This window comes from Burkholderia sp. S-53, from assembly GCF_025560745.1.
Classification (GTDB): domain Bacteria; phylum Pseudomonadota; class Gammaproteobacteria; order Burkholderiales; family Burkholderiaceae; genus Burkholderia; species Burkholderia pyrrocinia.
Genome location: NZ_CP090482.1, coordinates 697,696 through 713,097, shown reverse-complemented (window position 1 = coordinate 713,097; position 15,402 = coordinate 697,696). Strand labels below are relative to the sequence as shown.

Here is a 15,402-nt window from a genome sequence, read left to right as displayed (position 1 = left end):
TTCCCGAACGCGGGCAGCCGGTTGCTCCCCACTGGATCGGCGGGACTCGACACCACTCGAAAACGCGGAATGTTTCAAGCCAGAAACATGAAACCCGGCCGGGTCGTTTTCTCATACCTGAAAACGCGGCTTTTGCGCCTGTCACCGATTGATCGGAATCCCGGCTTTCGGTGCGTGGTTTGCATCGCGCGATTTTTTCTTCAACAATGAGTTCACCGGACAACGCCATTCAGAGCGACTCGATCCGGATGCAAGACAACATGAAACGGCTGCGACAGACCAAGCAGCCTTCACCACAGACGGGGCATCATGTACACAGCCAATCGTGGAACGCGCGATCGCGCAATACGCTGTGCTCAATGGCTGACAGCCGACCGGATCATTCCGTACAGCTGCATCATGCTGATGCTCTTCGCCGCGCTGCTGGCCGTCTGGGGCGTCGTGACGGACGGCTTCACGTCGAGTGCCGCCGCCCGCCCGGGCCTCGACTTCTCGGTCTTCTGGACCGCATCGCATCTGGTGTTGCAAGGCCATGCCGCAGCGGCCTACGACCCTTCGTCATTCCTGCAGGCCGAGTCCGCGCACTTCGGTGCATATCTTCAGCATCGGCCGCTTCCCTGGCTCTATCCGCCGACGATGTTGCTGTTCATCACGCCGGTTGCCCTCGTGCCTTTCCTGCCCGCATATTTCCTCTTTTTCGCGGGCAGTCTTTTATGCTACGCGTTCGCCGTCTCGCGCTTGTCGGGATTGCGCGCGCATCTTCCCCACCCGCGCGCGGCGGCGCTCGTCGTGGTCGCGTATTCGGCGGTGTGCATGTCCGCGCTGTTCGGCCAGAACAGCGTCCTGACCGCCGGCCTCGCCGCGCTCGCGCTGCATCTGCTCGGCAAGCGCCCCGTCGTCGCCGGCGTGCTGATCGGGCTGCTCGCGATCAAGCCGCAACTCGCCATCGTGTTTCCGTTCGTGCTGATCGCAGCGCGGGCGTGGCGCACGTTCGCGGCGGCGGCGATCAGCGCGACGCTGTTCGCGGCGGCCGGGATCGCGCTGGCCGGCCCCGGCGCGCTGCACGGACTGACCGACGCAATGTCGACTGTACGCGACCAGCATTTCATGCTCCCGTCGTACTGGCTCGCGTCGCCGACGCCGTTCGCCGCGCTGCGGCTCGCAGGCGCGCCGGTCGCGGCCGCGCTGGTCGCGCAAGCGGCAGTCGCGCTGCTTGCGATCGCCGCGGCCGTCGACGTGTGGCGCCGCACGCGCGACATGCGCCTGCGCGGCGCGGTGCTGGCGGTCGCCACGCTGCTGACGACGCCCTATCTGTGGCATTACGAACTGACGTGGCTCGGCATCGCGATCTTCTGCCTGATCGCGCACGGTCTCGATGAAGGCTGGCTGCCCGGCGATCAAGGCATCCTCGTGCTCGCGTGGCTGCTGCCGATCTTCGAGATGCTGAACCGGCTGATGAAGCTGCCGCAGATCGGGCCGGTCGTGCTGCTCGCAATGCTGTTCGTCGTCGTGCGCCGCACGGCACTCGCGTCACGGAGCATGCAATGAAAGCGCCTTCGTTCGCCCGCCATGCGCATTCCGCCGTCGATCTGCATCCGGAACTCCCGATCGCAGGCCCGCGCCGCTATCCGCACTGGCTCAACCGCGATCGCGTGCGCCTCTATGCGGCCGCCGTGCTGCTGGCGGAACTGCTGTTCATCGGCATCTACTTGACCCGCATGGTCCTGTTGCACAACGATGCACTGGTACAGCTGTCGCAGGATTTCTCGCCGATCTGGAGCGCCGCATGGCTCGCCGCACACGGGCATGGCGCCGACGCATGGCATTTCCCCGCGTTGTTCGCGATCCAGAAGCTCGCGATCCCGACGATAAGCATCGCGGACGGCACGTTGCCGTGGCTCTATCCGCCCACCACCTTGCTGTTCGTGTTGCCGCTCGGCTGGCTGCCGTACATGTTCGCGCTCGTGCTGTGCCTCGGCGTCACCTACGCGTTGTTCGCCGCGACGATCCGCGCGACCGTGCAGCGCGATGCCGCATGGCTGTGCGCGCTCGCCTTTCCCGGCGCGTTCCTCACCGTGATCGTCGGCCAGACCAGCCTCTTTACCGCGACACTCGCCGGCGTCGGCCTGCTCGCGCTGAACCGCCGACCCGTGTACGCCGGAATCTGCTTCGGCTTGCTGACGATGAAGCCGCAGCTCGCGGTGCTGTTCCCGCTCGCGCTGCTGTGCGCGGGCCAGTGGCGCGCGCTGGCCGCGTGGGCGGCGACGATCGCCGGTAGCGCGGCGCTCGCGACACTCGCATTCGGTATCGGCCCGTGGATCACGTTCGCGCATGTGATCGGCAACGTCTACGCGATCGTCGGCGCCGGCCAGGCCAAGCTCGCCCGCATGCCGACCGTGTTCGCGCTCGCGACGATGGCCGGCTGGCCCGCGATCGTCGCGCGCGGCCTTCAGCTGCTGTCGGCCGCGGCCGCCACGATCGCCGTCGTCTACGCATGGCGCGGCACATGTTCGTACGCGCTGCGCGCCGCGACGCTCGCATGCGCGTGCCTGCTCGTCAGCCCTTATCTGTACGACTACGACCTGACCTGGTACGGCATCTTGATCGCGTGGTACGCGCGCTATGCATGGACGCACGGCTGGCGGCGCTTCGATCGCGAATGGCTGATGCTGCTGTGGCCGATGCCGCTCGCGGGCCTCGTGGTCGTGCCGCATCTGTCGTTCCAGTTCATGCCGCTCGTGACGCTCGCGTCGCTCGCGCTGCTCGTCAGCCGGATCGCGCAGGAACGACACGACGTGCCGTCGATGCCCGACGCACGCGACGAATCGACCGGGACCGGCTTCACGCATCCGGTCCGGCACCACCACCACCCGGCGTACGGAATGCGCCGCACCGGCCGCCCGATCATCGGCGCCGACCGGTGACGCGACATCACAAGGGGAATCATCATGCGGGAATCACTCTACAAGCCGCTCGTCTCGCTGGTCGTGCCGTTTTATAACGAAGGCGAAGCCGTCGAGCGTTTCTTCGACGTCGTGATTCCGCTGCTGACGGCCATCGATGCGATCCGCTTCGAGATCGTCTGCGTCAACGACGGCAGCCGCGACGACACGCTCGAACGCCTGATCCGGATCAGCACCGGCGAGCGGCGCGTGCGCGTCATCGATCTCACCCGCAACTTCGGCAAGGAGGCCGCGCTGACGGCCGGCCTCGACGAAGCCACCGGCGACGCGGTGATCCCGCTCGACGCCGACCTGCAGGACCCGCCGAGCCTGATTCCCGTGATGATCGAACACTGGCGCGACGGCGCGGAAGTCGTGGCGGCGAAGCGCAGCAACCGCGCGTGCGATTCGTTCGCGAAGCGCACCGCAGCCGCGATCTACTACCGCGTGCACAACCTGCTGTCGGACGTGAAGCTGCCCGAGAACGTCGGCGATTTCCGGCTGATGGACCGCAAGGTCGTGAACGCGCTGCGCAGCCTGCCCGAGCGGCATCGCTTCATGAAGGGGCTGTTTGCGTGGGTCGGCTACAAGACCGTGATCGTCGAATACCAGCGCGACCCGCGCAGCGCCGGGCACTCGAAGTTCTCCGGCTGGAAGCTGTGGAATTTCGCGCTGGAAGGGATCACCAGCTTCAGCACGGTGCCGCTGCGCAGCTGGACCTATATCGGCGTCGGCATCGCCGCGCTCGCGTTCCTGTACGGCGCGTTCATCATCTTCCGCACGCTGCTGTTCGGCAATCCGGTGCTCGGTTACGCGTCGCTGATCTCGGTCACGCTGTTCATCGGCGGCATCGAGCTGATCGGGATCGGTGTCGTCGGCGAATACATCGGGCGGATCTACGACGAATCGAAGCAACGGCCCGTCTACCTGATCCGCCGCCGCTACCAGGCGCACGGCAAGGTGATCGAGCTCCCGGTCGCGCGCGATGCGCGCCGCCAGATCGCACGTAGGCGCGCGCAGCCGATCCGGGCGCGGATCGACGTTCGCTGACGCGCGCAAGCAGCCATGATCGATCTCCTGTATGCGGAGCGCACGCGGCTCGTGCGCTTCGGCCTGTCCGGACTCTGTTCGACCGCGATCCATACGCTGGTCGCGTCGGCGCTGTTCGCGCTGTTCGACGCGACGCTGGTCGCCGCGAACGCGGTCGCGTTTCTCTGCGCCACCGCGTTCTCGTATCTCGCGAATACGCTGTGGAGTTTCTCGTCGACGGTGCATACGCGCAACGCGCTGCGTTTTCTCGTCGTCACGCTGGCCGGCTTCGTCGAGACGCTGCTGCTCGCGCGAGCCGCCGAAGCGCTCGACGTGTCGCGCGCGACGAGCATCGTCACGATCGCGCTGCTGATCCCGCCGACGACGTTCGTGCTGCACCGGCTCTGGACCTACCGGTAAGCATTGGATCGCCGGCCGCCCGGCGGCCCGATACCTGCCGCGAATCGCCCCCTTCCCGCTCCCGCATCGTCACGCCGCCGCGGCGGCGATCGTTCGCGATCGCGCCCGTCATCCGCCCCTTTCCTCCGCCCGAAAATAATCGGCGCATCAATTAACAGATTCAATGTATTTATATTTATGTAACGCATCGATTTGATTGAATCCGATTTCACAATTAATCACCGATAATTATTTTCTCGACCCTGTTTACCTTTACAGCTTTCATAATCATTCGAACGGGATAATCTGCATTCGCTGTCGCGCCTGTACGTGTCACATCACGCACGAAGCCTTGCAGGACAAGGCGATGGCGGCTGCACGAAGCAATTCGCGCAACGATAAGTCCCATTACTTCAAACGGGAGCCTCTATGTCACGCGTTACCGATGTGCTCGTCTCGATCGATACCGAAACCATTCTCAAGAATTATCCGAATCCCAGCAGGAATCCGAATAGTCCGACGCTGATCGACTGGAAACACGTGTACATGGTCACGAACCAGGACAACGTGGTTTCCGGGCAGGCGGGCGGCGAACTCGACCTGAAGGCGCAGGTCGGCGACCTGATCCGCTGGCGCGAAACGAGCCTGTCGCTGGGCTTCGAGAAACAGGTGGTCTTCTACGGCTTCATCGCCAACCAGGGCAGGGATCTGATTTCGACGCCCACGCCGCGCAAGGCCACCGCATCGGTTCCGATTCCGAACCCGAGCTCGCCGTCGACGCCGACCTGCCAGAAGATCGACAACTATTACTGGTCGTCGGAAACGCTGTCGGAAGGGCGCGTCACCTACCACTTCTACTTCCAGATCATCGACCGCAACTGCCAGTCGCTGGGCTGCTACCAGTGGGATCCGTTCATCTCGATCCACAACTGATCGCAGCGGCGGGCGGCCGCGCGGCGGTCGCCCGCGTCATTCCCTTGTTGCGGAGGAAGCGCCCATGTCTGGTCTTCGTTGCGATGTGCTCGCGATCGTCGATGCCGTCACGCTGCTGTCGGCCTACCCCGATGCGAGCGGGAACGCCGATGCGCCGACCGTGATCGACGGCCGGCACATCTACGTGGTGAGCCCTGGCGACGCCGGGCCGCTCGGCCACAACGACAGCCGGCTCTTCGCCGGCCTGTCGCCGGGCGACCAGCTCCACCTGCGCGAAACCGCGCTCGCGCTGCGCGCAGAGGTGAGCGTGCTGTTCGTCCGGTTTGCGTTGAAGGACGCCGGCATCGTCGCGCCGATCGAACCGGAAGTGCGCGACGCCACGACGCCTGTACCGAATGCCGACGACCTGCTTCATCCGCCGTGCCGGCCGATGAAAGACCACTACTGGCGCAGCGACGTGCTGGCCGCGGGCACCACCACGTGTACGGCCGACTTCGCCGTGCTCGACCGCGACGGCGCCGTATTGGGCTATTTCCGCTGGGAAACGTCGGTCGAGATCGCCGGCAGCCGGCCGGATACGAAACAGCCCGGCTTCAAGCCGTCGTCGGACCGCAACGGCAACTTCAACCTGCCGCCGAATACCGAATTCAAGGCGACCTTCTACGCGAATGCCGCCGACCGGCAGGACCTGAAGCTGTTCATCGACGACGCGCCGGAACCGGCCGCGTCGTTCGTCGGCAACGACAACGACGGCATCAGGCAGTTCACGCTGAACTCGAAGGGCGGCAGGATCCGCATCGACGCATCGGCCAACGGCAGGAAATCCGCGACCGATGCGCGCCTCGCGCCGCTGTCCGCGGGCGACACGGTGTGGCTCGGCTGGCTCGGCGCCGAGGACGGCGCCGACAGCGACTACAACGACGGGATCGTCATCCTCCAGTGGCCGATCACCTGAGCGTCCCGGCGTCATCGCCACGTGCCGCGCTCAGGTGCGCGGCAGCCCCGGCGGATTGGTCTGCGACCGGTCGATCGCTTCGGCGTCGAGGCTCCAGCGGCCGAGCACTTTCCGGTAGCTGCCGTTCGCGATCAGCGCATTGATCGCGAGCGTCAGCGGATCGGCGAGGCCGCTGCCCTTGCGCGTCGTGATCGCGATGTCCGCGGTGCGCGGCCAGCCGGCCCACGCGAGCGGCACGATCTTCAGCTTGCGCCCGACGCCGTCCGCGATGAGCTGCGCGAGACGTCGACGGTATCAGCGGGGCCGCCGCCCCCGTCGCCTATTCCCTCTCGGCACTCGTCTGCGCATGCACGCAGAAGCTCCGCGAGCTTGGACTTGACCGAGGACAACGGGGCATCGATCGGCAGGCGGCAACTGCGATACTGGCAGACCATTACGGCGAGGAAATCTCGAAGAGCGTCATCGGGCAAGCCGCGAAGCTTGCGCACAGCGCTTACGCCACCTCGGCTTATCCGGGCAGCACTCGTGTGCCCTGGGGAATTCGTCGAAAGTCAGTGGCATTTCTATCCGCGCCGATACGTGTGGGCGCTCGCGCATGCCCCCACCGCTGACGTGTCCACGTCACGCCTCCCGGAAGATGCCGGCGTCGGGTACTACAAGTTTATCGAGCTCGACGCCGACTTCCGCAAGCGTGCGCTTCCACCCGCCGGCCGGCTTCGCGAAGGCCAGATCGTCGCGATATTGCGCGAATACAGCATCGGCCTGAAACGGGAAAGCCCGTGCCCGGACCAGACGTTCATGAAGTCCGGGCGTGCCTACGTAAAGCGAGGGCTCCTGCAGATTGGCGCCGCCGGTCGTTACGCCGGGTTGCCGCTGCCTCCGGTGCCGCCGGTCGGCTTGCCGGCTGCCGCGCCGGCCGTCTTCACCTTGTCGAGCAACGTCGGGGACGGCTGGCCGGTGCTCGTGAGCGCGCCGTTGGACTTCAAGGTCTCGAGGTCCGCATCCTGGCCGGCCTGGCCGGGCTTGAACGGCGTCGTCAGAAACGAGGACGCCGACACCGTGACGCCCGTTTCGTTCTTGACGGTCTGGATGACCCCGTTCTGCGCCGACGCGACGGCCGATGGACTCGTCAACGCGCCCTGATACGTCGGATTGGCCGTGAGACCCGTCAGCAGCCCGTTCAGGTCCGTGCCGAGTTGCGCCGCCATGTAGGTCAGCAGCATTTCGGTCAGCGGCGTCACGTTGAACGTGCCGCCGCCGCTCGCGAACGAGTGCTGCGTGGTCGTCCCGTTCGTCCCCGTGATCGCGCACGGTCCCGCGAGCACGAACGAGATCGAGAAGGCACCGTTCGCGTCGGCCGTCCCCGAACCGTTGCCGCTCTTGCAGGCGATCGTGATCGCGGCGTTCGCCATTGGTGCACCGGTCGCGGCCGTGCCGCTGATCGTGGCCATCGATGCATTTGAAGGCGTCGTGCTGTCGTTGCCCCCGCCACATCCCGCGAGCGTGCCCGCCGCGAGCGCAAACATCCCGGTCTGCCATGCTCTCAGTGCCACCTTCTTCATCGTCTTCATCGATTTTCTCCAGTAGGTCGACTCGATCTGCCAGGGCACACCCCGGTCCCTCGCTCGTTGAATGCCCGCGTCACAGCCCCGTCCGGGGCTGTGGGGCATTTCCCGGTAGCTGCGCCGCCTGCGTGGCGGGCGGCGCAGCGCTTGCGGATTGTGCATAGCGCTTGTACGCGTCGCGCATCCGGTAAAGCTGTGTCGCAAAATATTCGGCGCTGAAGCGGCCCTGGTTGAGCAGGAATTGCTGCGTGTTGTAGGCAAAGCCGAGGTTCTCGGCACCGTCCTGCGACAGGTAGTTCGTCGATCCGATGCGCGTGCGGAAATTGAGCGAGAACTGCTCGGCGCCGTTGACCTGCGCGATCCCCGGCTTCATGCCCTGGCGCGGCGTCAGCGGGAAGCTGACCGATGCCCCCGCGAACGAACCGCGCCCGCTGTGCCAGCCCTGCACGCTGAACGAAACGTCGTCGAACCAGCGCGTCAACGTGATCAGCGGTCCCTTGTCGCCGCCCACATAGCGCGCGACGCCCGCCTCGATCCACATCTTCCACGCGGGCTCGACCCACCGGTACGTGAGCAGCGCGTTCTTCTCCGCCGGCAGCGCATCCTTGCCCGGCTCGTGATGCAGATACGCGAGCTTCAGCCGCACGACGTCGGGGCGGCCCGGCACGAATGCCGTCGTCTCGTTCTCGATGCCGAGGTACTGGTGGTCGAACTTGCCGAGCGCGGTCACGTTGAACACGCGCGGCGCGATCCAGAAGCTCTGCACGAGCGCGACCGTCGACAGTCCGCCGCGCAGGCGATACCGGTCGTACACATGGCCGTTGTCCATGTTCTTGCTGTTCGCGATCGGCACGATCACGCTCGAATACAGTTCCGCACCGCGCCACAGCGGCACGAATCCCTGAAGGTTCGCGCCGATCGAGTAGTCGAAGTTGCCGTACTCCGTGCCGTACAGGTAGGTCGTGACGGGTGCGATCTGGATCCGCACGAGTCCATGCTTGTGCGCGTTGCCCGACCATGCGATCGAATCCGCGTCATGCGTCGGCCGCACGCGCATCGACAACGACGCGCCGGCCACAGTCGATGCGCCGCCCGCGACAAATTGCGCGTAGTCCGTCCGGTCGACGCTCACCTCGCCCACCGGCTCGTTCGACTTCTTGATCACGACGCGCACGGTCTCGATGCCCTTTGGCGCGTACTGCGCCGCCGCGCCGAGCGCGATGCCCAGCGCGTCCGCCTCGTTCTGGTTGTAGCGGTGGTTTTCGTATTCGACGACGAGATCCGTGCCCGCAACGCCGGCCCGCACGCGCTCGAGCCCGGCGTCCGTCAACACGCCCACGATCGTGTCGAGCGCCGCTGGATCGGGCACCGCCTGGATTGCCGGCGCGGCGGTCCGCACGATTGCGGGCGCCGAGCGAAGCGACGCCATGGCCACGTCACCGCGTGCTGCATCTGCCGTTGCGGGCATCGATGCGGTCGGCTCGACGCGCGTGAACGTGCCCAGCGGCGCGAGCACGGCGGCCGGTTGCAGCACATCGCCGTCCGCGGCGTGAACGTCGCCGGACGATGCCGCATTCGCCGCCGCATCCGGCGCGCCGTCGCACAAGCCCTTGCTGCAACGCGTCGCATCGAACCGCTTGCCGAGCGGAATCTGCACGCCGATCGAAAACGACGTGCGCGGCGCGACTCCGTCCGTATGCTTGAGCGAGCGTGTCACGGTGCCGACGAGGCTCGCGTCGGCGAGCCACCTGATCGGCGGCGACTGGTAACGTATCCCCGCATACGGTGTTTTCGAATCGTGTTCCGCCAGCAGCGACAGCCCCGTTTGCCACAGCCGAAGCTCGGCGCCGCCGAACACACCGTCGAGCCGGTCACCGTGCCCATAGCCGACCGTCAGCGTCGCGGGCCCAAGCGCCTGCGACACGACGCCGTAGGTGGACCGGAAGAAATGCGTCTGCCCGCCGACGTCGTTGATGCCGATCGCGATATCGGGCTGGTAGGTGAAGAACTTCGGAATCGAAACCTTCGCGTTCGCCATCAGGTGCCGAAGCACGAAATGGTCGTAGCCCGGCACCGTCGTGCGCACGTTGCCGGGGTAGTCCGCCAGGCCGCCCGATACCTCCACGTACGGAAACAGGCCGACCGCGCCCCAGACGATGTCGGAACTCGTCGTGTTCTTCCCGTACCGCGGATCGATGTAGTTGTTGTATTGCCCCTCGAATGTCCCTTCAGGCAACGTGAATCCGTATGGAATCACGAGCCCGCCGGACACACCCATCGACGTCAGCACCGGCGAGCCCGCCGCACCGGCCGGCAGGGAAAATGCCAACGCTGCCCCAAGGGCAACGGCCGTCGGCTTGTTCGTGGCCACCTTCGCACGCAACTTGACTGTCATTGGTTGTGTCCTTGGTTGTCCGTATCGTGTCGCGACACCCAACATCGCCGAACGTAGACGCGCACCGCCGAGGCGCTCGTATCGCTCGCGGCCGCAAGCATCCCGACTGCAACAATGCAACCGAAGCGCCGCCCTGGGCATCAAATCCATCTTGTTGGCCTCGCCCGTCTCATCGCCATTCACGATGCAATCTCCACGCTCGTCACACCTGTGCGCCGCTCGTTGCGGCACGGAGAATGCGCAACGTCCACGTCTTCGCTCGGCCATTCGCCGATTTCCGCGTTGTCTGGATCAGCTCGATTCGCTTGGCCAGGGATTTCTTGAGGGAACAGGAAATATTTCAGCGCTGAAAATGTAAACACTCAGAATCGTCTCGCGGCTTGCCCATCAAGCCCGACTTGTCGCGACGGACTCCGCAAGTTGTCGCCCGATTCCGCTAAAGGAAAGGGACGTAGACCCCGACGAAATAATTCTTGATGGCGTCGTACATGACCATCATCACGACTGCGGACGACAGCAACGACCCGAGTGGCTGCTTCATCTTTGTCTCGGGAAACAGGATGGCGATCACACCCAGCGCATTGATCGCCAATACCCAGGCTCGCCAGCCGAGTTCCTCCTTCATCATGCTGATGGCAAAGCTCAGGAACGACGATCTGTCGGTCCATATGTTCATGAACCAGCCGATGTCGGTCAGGCGGAAGTAATTGATGTAATTGTCCTGATCGAGAAGCTGGCTTCTGTCGCCAACAACCATGATGCTCAGGACCACGCCAGCCAGTCCGACAAAAGCGAATGCCAACGGCCGCATCCATCTTTTGTCGATCGAGATGGAGATTTTTTCGTGCGAGATGAAGAGTTTCATCGCAGCCGTGTCTTGTCGTGGGAATGTTCAGCCGCACGGGAATCCGTTTCACATGTCACCCGCTGCGGCGGACGCTCATGATCGGCACTGCTCAGGCCCATGCTCGAGAAAAGTTGCTCCCAAAGCGGAAGGATGCGCGACGGTGCGAATCTCGCAGCCACGTCGTTCGCCATGCTCGCCATTCGCTCCCGCTCCCGAGTGTCGACCATCAACGTCAGCAAAGCGTCGGCGAGCGCACCGACGTCACCGGCCGGACACACCGGCAAACCGTCGATGCCGTCACGAATGATGTCTCGCGGCCCCACGTCGCAGTCGAAACTCACTGCCGCGCACCCGCTTCCCATCGCTTCCATCAGCGTCATCGGCAACCCTTCGAAATGCGACGCCGGCAATTATTTTGTATTTTTCATCTGAATTTCGGAATTTTTCATAATCATAAATCCCTATTGTTTAAAAAACGTTGACGCACCGTGAGAATATAGGGTGTTTCCCGTATAAGTCCAGAAATCTGCAGCGCTCAAAAAACGTTCGAAAGATCAATGCCGCGGATGGTCAGACACATTGACACGCATTGTTGAATAACGCGCCGATCACTGCAATCGGCTATACGGGGCCGGCATTGCGCGCTTGCCGACCAATCCAAGCGTCGCAGTATTCGAAAGCGCGTTCCGAGCCGGTTTTCAAGTACGACACGGCGATCCGTTTGGAACTCCACTCCTTCACCGCATAGCCCGATCAGCTTGGGGATCCTCTGTCCAACCGGACTCTCTCATATTTCTTTGAAATAGCCGCTCATCCAAAAAATATGGCAATTATTTTTAACTCAAATTTCACGAAACGCCCCTTTTCACGTCAATTGTAAATGAAATACCAAAAATAAAACAAAATGAAATTACCGACTAAAAACGACAAAATCTCATCAGCTTCCGCCACACCTGGTTCACAAATTGTCTGGCGATCGAGCTTTGCAAATAGCCTTCACCTTACTCGCCTGACTTGTATATACATTCAACGCACGCTATATAGAAGCGGCCACTTTCCGCCCGACGTCCTCACCCGGATCATCGATCGGTTCTCGCTCGATGCGCGGCGGCCGATTCGTGACATGCATGCGGCCGTCGCAGTAGGCAACGCCGACGCGCTCAAGCTCGACGGGCGGACGGTGGCGATCCCCGAACTGTTCGAGCCGCACGCGTATGCGCGCGCCGAATTCCTGCTCGACAGCGATCCGGGCGCGTGGCGTTTCGCGCAGGCGGGCGAGATCGACGACGGCTCGGTTGCGATCAGTTACGGGCCGCAAGTGTTGCCGGATCGCGAACGGCGCGCGTTTCTTTATGTGCGTGTCGCGTTGCCGGCCGCGCAGGATGTGGCGGAGAAGCCGGGTTTGTCGACCGATAGCGGCGACGTCCGGCAGCCGACAGCGGCCGGATAGCGCGTCGTGCTCCGGCATCACTGATGCTTGTCTCCGCCGCCCGAACTGCACGCCGGCGCGACGAGACGAGTAATCATCCTTTTCGTGCAGAATCTCGCGGGTTCGCCCGAGAGTCTTTTGCAACAAAACGCCGGGGTAATTCCGGCGATCGTCTACAGGCTCGGCAGTGATTTGCGGTAAGCCACCTGCCCGCAATTTCCGATTGAGGCCTGGATGGGCGCTGCAGTTGCCGGGTCTTGAATTTCGCTTTCCATCAAGTGCTTCTTCATGTTCGTCTTCTTCTCGAAAAACGACCTGTACTAGGTTCGGCCTGGCCCGGATTGCAGGGGGCAAGTCAGCAACGACGACGGCGAACCATAGCCGTAATCGAGATCCACCGACAGCAGCGACGACATGAAACGCTGCTTCGAGATGGTGAAAGTGTTTCAGCGATGGTACGGATCGGGCCGATCACGCGTCCGCATGCGGCGATCGCCAACGCCGAGTGTGCCGCCTTTGCAAGCCAACCGGCGTACTGGAAACGACGGCACACGCATCAAATTTCCACCCGCTGGTCGGTTGCAAAAGTGAAGTCATGTCGCGACAGACAGTGACGCGTTCATCTGAGCACACGGTGCGATGCCATTCTTCAAGCGGCCCTTGTATGCACGGACACGAGGGCGATCGCCTACCGCAGGCAATGCTTATGGGCAATGCGGCGACCAAAGCCGTTTGCTGCAGTCGCCGGAACTCGATCTGCCCACTTGGGCGCCAGGGTCGTCACCGCCCCTTGATCAGAAGAACGACAACAAGGATCGCGACCAGCGCCGCGAGCCACTTCAAGCCGGCAAACACCTTGTCGAGCCTTTCCGTCAGCGCCCCGATGGCATTCCCGTCGCCCGCGCGCACCGGCACCTGCGCCGTCCGGCCATCTCCGGGCAGGTTGACTTTCGGGAGATCGATGGCGAGATACACGACATATCCGCTGGCGGTTGCCGGAGATTCCAGCATGCTGCCGTCCTGGGCGGGTCTCAGGAACACGGGCAACCCGCCGGCCTGCGCGGCGCCGGACGGAACCGACGTATAGACGCCCCGCAGGCACAGTCCTACCTTGACAGCGGTCACCCGTCCCGCCTCGATGCCGTCGGCAAGTGCCTGCATGCTGCTGGCCGGCACGTCGCACAATGCCCACCACTGAGCCGGCTCCTGCATCTCATCGTCCGGGTGGTTATAGCCGAGCCTGGCCGTGCCGAGCGGATCGTCGGAAAACGCGATACCCAGTTCGTCCTGCAAGTCGCGAAGGCCGTGCCGTTCAGTCGCACCGATCTCGCGGGCCGCGAAGGTGATATGCACCGTGCGCGTGCTGTTCTGCACGTCACCGATGATCGACAAGCAGCAATCATCCGGACTTGAAGTCCCCTGCACATAGGTCGAAAGCGTCGAATGCGTTGTCCCGCCCGCAGGCTCCAGCCGTCTGACGACCTGGATGTCCTGCAGCGTGAGCCACAGCGACTTCGCCGGGTAGTACGTCTGTACGGTGCCATCCGTACCGATGTGCTCGAGCGCGTGGCCGGCGCACTCCCGGATTTCGATGCGTTTTTGCGCGTCCTCGTACACGCTGTCGCCGCCTTCATGCCGATGCCGTCCATCGTAACCGGCAAGTTGCCCGGCGTCGGGAAATGTCACGGACGTCCGGGGCGCAATCCTGACGTTATCGAGAACGTCGTCGTGGGTATGGATATCCGCGACGAGCATTCCGGCGCGGTCGATCGATACAGGACGGGTTCGCGAGAACATGCCGTATTGCGTATCGGCGACAGGAAGCACAGCGTGGGCGATGCCGGGTGTTATCTCGGGCACCTGCCCCGCGAGCGGATCGATGTGCTGCGGCCGCGGTGCGTCCGAGACCTTGACGAGCGAAGGAAGCAGCCGGGTCAACAGGTCTGCGTACGGGGTCAACAATGGCAGGATCACGCAGGCTAGCGACAGGTTGAACAGCGTATGAAAATCGGCCACCACCCGCCCATTGTCCGGTTCGATCCTGACCATGATGCGACCGATCGGCGTGAGTGCTGCAAGTGCAAGCACCACGCCGATCGACAGAATGAGCAGATTGCCGACCGGCACGCGCCTCGAGGCCGGATCGTGCGTTACCGTCCCCTCCAGCACCGGGTGGATTGCCGCGCCCAGGTTTGCGCCCATTACCAGTGCGAACGCGGTATCGGGCGGAATGACGTTCTGCGCGCAGAGCGACATGATCAGGAGAACGACTGCGACGTTCGAATCGGCGGCCCAGGTCAGACCGGCTGCCAGCAAGACGTCGATCAGCGGCACCGTGGATACGTCGCCCAGCAACATCCGAAGGCTCGGCGCATCCTCGTAGTCCGTCATCAGTTCCTGCAGATGGTGCAGTGCGAGCAGCAGCAGGCCCAGACCGATGAGCATACGCCCCAGCTCATGTGCGCGCGCGTTCGACACCTTGCGGAACATCAGCATGCCGACGAGTACCAGGGCAGGCGACACGCTGTCGACCTGAAACGAAAGCGCCTGCACGATCAACGTCGTGCCGACGTTCGCGCCGAGCATGACGGCCAGCGCCGGGACAAGGCCGGCGCGCCCCTGCGCGGTGAGTTCCCCCGTCATGACCGCGGTCGTCGCGCCGCCCTGCAGCACTGCCGTCACGCCCATGCCACCGAAGAAGGCAGGGACTCGCCCATCAAGCGCCCGCTCCAGGAGCGACCGAAGGCCCGCACCGAATGCGCGCTGCATGCCGGTCTGAAGCATCTGCGTGCCGAGCAACACCAACGCGATCGATCCGGCAAGATCGATCAGTGTGAACGTGAATGTCATGATTCCGGTTCCCCGACGCCGACCGGTTGTACTTGCAACGTTTTCTGTCGCGCGATCC

General features: G+C 63.8%; 12 protein-coding genes and 1 pseudogene. 7 read left to right on the top strand and 6 right to left on the bottom strand.

The window, feature by feature from the left end; translation table 11 throughout:
* Positions 1-309 precede the first annotated feature (309 nt).
* From LXM88_RS02870 to LXM88_RS02845, 6 genes are all read left to right on the top strand, one after another.
* Positions 310-1,548 carry a glycosyltransferase family 87 protein gene (locus LXM88_RS02870; RefSeq protein ID WP_262530433.1) on the top strand — a complete coding sequence of 413 codons (1,239 nt, stop codon included), beginning with the start codon at positions 310-312 and terminating at the stop codon, positions 1,546-1,548.
* On the top strand, positions 1,545-2,924 hold the full coding sequence (locus LXM88_RS02865; RefSeq protein WP_262530432.1) for a glycosyltransferase family 87 protein: 1,380 nt from the start codon (positions 1,545-1,547) through the stop codon (positions 2,922-2,924). Before LXM88_RS02870 ends, LXM88_RS02865 begins: the two co-directional genes overlap by 4 nt.
* A 24-nt stretch (positions 2,925-2,948) precedes the next feature.
* On the top strand, positions 2,949-3,992 hold the full coding sequence (locus LXM88_RS02860) for a glycosyltransferase family 2 protein (RefSeq protein ID WP_262530431.1): 1,044 nt from the start codon (positions 2,949-2,951) through the stop codon (positions 3,990-3,992).
* A 15-nt stretch (positions 3,993-4,007) separates the two neighbouring features.
* Positions 4,008-4,391 carry a GtrA family protein gene (locus tag LXM88_RS02855; protein WP_262530430.1) on the top strand — a complete coding sequence of 128 codons (384 nt, stop codon included), beginning with the start codon at positions 4,008-4,010 and terminating at the stop codon, positions 4,389-4,391.
* Positions 4,392-4,799: 408 nt separating this feature from the next.
* Positions 4,800-5,303: an inclusion body family protein gene (locus tag LXM88_RS02850; RefSeq protein WP_096476119.1), complete on the top strand. Its 504-nt coding sequence runs from the start codon at positions 4,800-4,802 to the stop codon at positions 5,301-5,303.
* Positions 5,304-5,367: 64 nt separating this feature from the next.
* On the top strand, positions 5,368-6,258 hold the full coding sequence (locus tag LXM88_RS02845) for an AidA/PixA family protein (protein WP_262530429.1): 891 nt from the start codon (positions 5,368-5,370) through the stop codon (positions 6,256-6,258).
* A gap of 30 nt (positions 6,259-6,288) precedes the next feature.
* Here LXM88_RS02845 and LXM88_RS02840 read toward each other — a convergent pair.
* From LXM88_RS02840 to LXM88_RS02820, 5 genes and pseudogenes are all read right to left on the bottom strand, one after another.
* A pseudogene (locus tag LXM88_RS02840) lies at positions 6,289-6,480 on the bottom strand (ABC transporter substrate-binding protein); the annotation flags it as partial.
* Between the two features lie 635 nt (positions 6,481-7,115).
* Positions 7,116-7,829, bottom strand: a complete 714-nt coding sequence (locus tag LXM88_RS02835) for a carboxypeptidase-like regulatory domain-containing protein (RefSeq protein WP_262530428.1) — start codon at positions 7,827-7,829, stop codon at positions 7,116-7,118.
* 70 nt (positions 7,830-7,899) lie between these two features.
* Positions 7,900-10,218, bottom strand: a complete 2,319-nt coding sequence (locus tag LXM88_RS02830) for a YjbH domain-containing protein (RefSeq protein ID WP_262530427.1) — start codon at positions 10,216-10,218, stop codon at positions 7,900-7,902.
* Positions 10,219-10,654: 436 nt separating this feature from the next.
* The gene (locus LXM88_RS02825) at positions 10,655-11,083 is read right to left on the bottom strand and encodes a hypothetical protein (RefSeq protein ID WP_262530426.1); all 429 of its coding nucleotides are present in this window, start codon (positions 11,081-11,083) and stop codon (positions 10,655-10,657) included.
* Positions 11,080-11,475, bottom strand: a complete 396-nt coding sequence (locus tag LXM88_RS02820) for a glycosyltransferase (protein ID WP_441301334.1) — start codon at positions 11,473-11,475, stop codon at positions 11,080-11,082. The genes LXM88_RS02825 and LXM88_RS02820 overlap by 4 nt, the downstream gene beginning before the upstream one ends.
* Positions 11,476-11,969: 494 nt before the next feature.
* On the opposite strand from LXM88_RS02820, the gene LXM88_RS02815 reads away from it, so the two are divergent.
* Entirely contained in the window at positions 11,970-12,515 is a 546-nt protein-coding gene (locus tag LXM88_RS02815; RefSeq protein WP_262530424.1) for a hypothetical protein, read from the top strand.
* 759 nt (positions 12,516-13,274) lie between these two features.
* On the opposite strand, the gene LXM88_RS02810 is transcribed toward LXM88_RS02815, so the two are convergent.
* Complete coding sequence (locus LXM88_RS02810; protein WP_262530423.1) at positions 13,275-15,344, bottom strand: Na/Pi cotransporter family protein; 2,070 nt, start codon at positions 15,342-15,344, stop codon at positions 13,275-13,277.
* Positions 15,345-15,402 lie beyond the last annotated feature (58 nt).

What these genes read in the sequence shown, in the direction of transcription:
- LXM88_RS02815 (WP_262530424.1), top strand. Translation starts at nt 11,970, where the DNA reads ATGAAATTACCGACTAAAAACGACAAAATCTCATCAGCTTCCGCCACA.
- LXM88_RS02850 (WP_096476119.1), top strand. Translation starts at nt 4,800, where the DNA reads ATGTCACGCGTTACCGATGTGCTCGTCTCGATCGATACCGAAACCATT.
- LXM88_RS02845 (WP_262530429.1), top strand. Translation starts at nt 5,368, where the DNA reads ATGTCTGGTCTTCGTTGCGATGTGCTCGCGATCGTCGATGCCGTCACG.
- LXM88_RS02855 (WP_262530430.1), top strand. Translation starts at nt 4,008, where the DNA reads ATGATCGATCTCCTGTATGCGGAGCGCACGCGGCTCGTGCGCTTCGGC.
- LXM88_RS02825 (WP_262530426.1), bottom strand. Translation starts at nt 11,083, where the DNA reads ATGAAACTCTTCATCTCGCACGAAAAAATCTCCATCTCGATCGACAAA.
- LXM88_RS02830 (WP_262530427.1), bottom strand. Translation starts at nt 10,218, where the DNA reads ATGACAGTCAAGTTGCGTGCGAAGGTGGCCACGAACAAGCCGACGGCC.
- LXM88_RS02860 (WP_262530431.1), top strand. Translation starts at nt 2,949, where the DNA reads ATGCGGGAATCACTCTACAAGCCGCTCGTCTCGCTGGTCGTGCCGTTT.
- LXM88_RS02870 (WP_262530433.1), top strand. Translation starts at nt 310, where the DNA reads ATGTACACAGCCAATCGTGGAACGCGCGATCGCGCAATACGCTGTGCT.
- LXM88_RS02865 (WP_262530432.1), top strand. Translation starts at nt 1,545, where the DNA reads ATGAAAGCGCCTTCGTTCGCCCGCCATGCGCATTCCGCCGTCGATCTG.
- LXM88_RS02810 (WP_262530423.1), bottom strand. Translation starts at nt 15,344, where the DNA reads ATGACATTCACGTTCACACTGATCGATCTTGCCGGATCGATCGCGTTG.
- LXM88_RS02835 (WP_262530428.1), bottom strand. Translation starts at nt 7,829, where the DNA reads ATGAAGACGATGAAGAAGGTGGCACTGAGAGCATGGCAGACCGGGATG.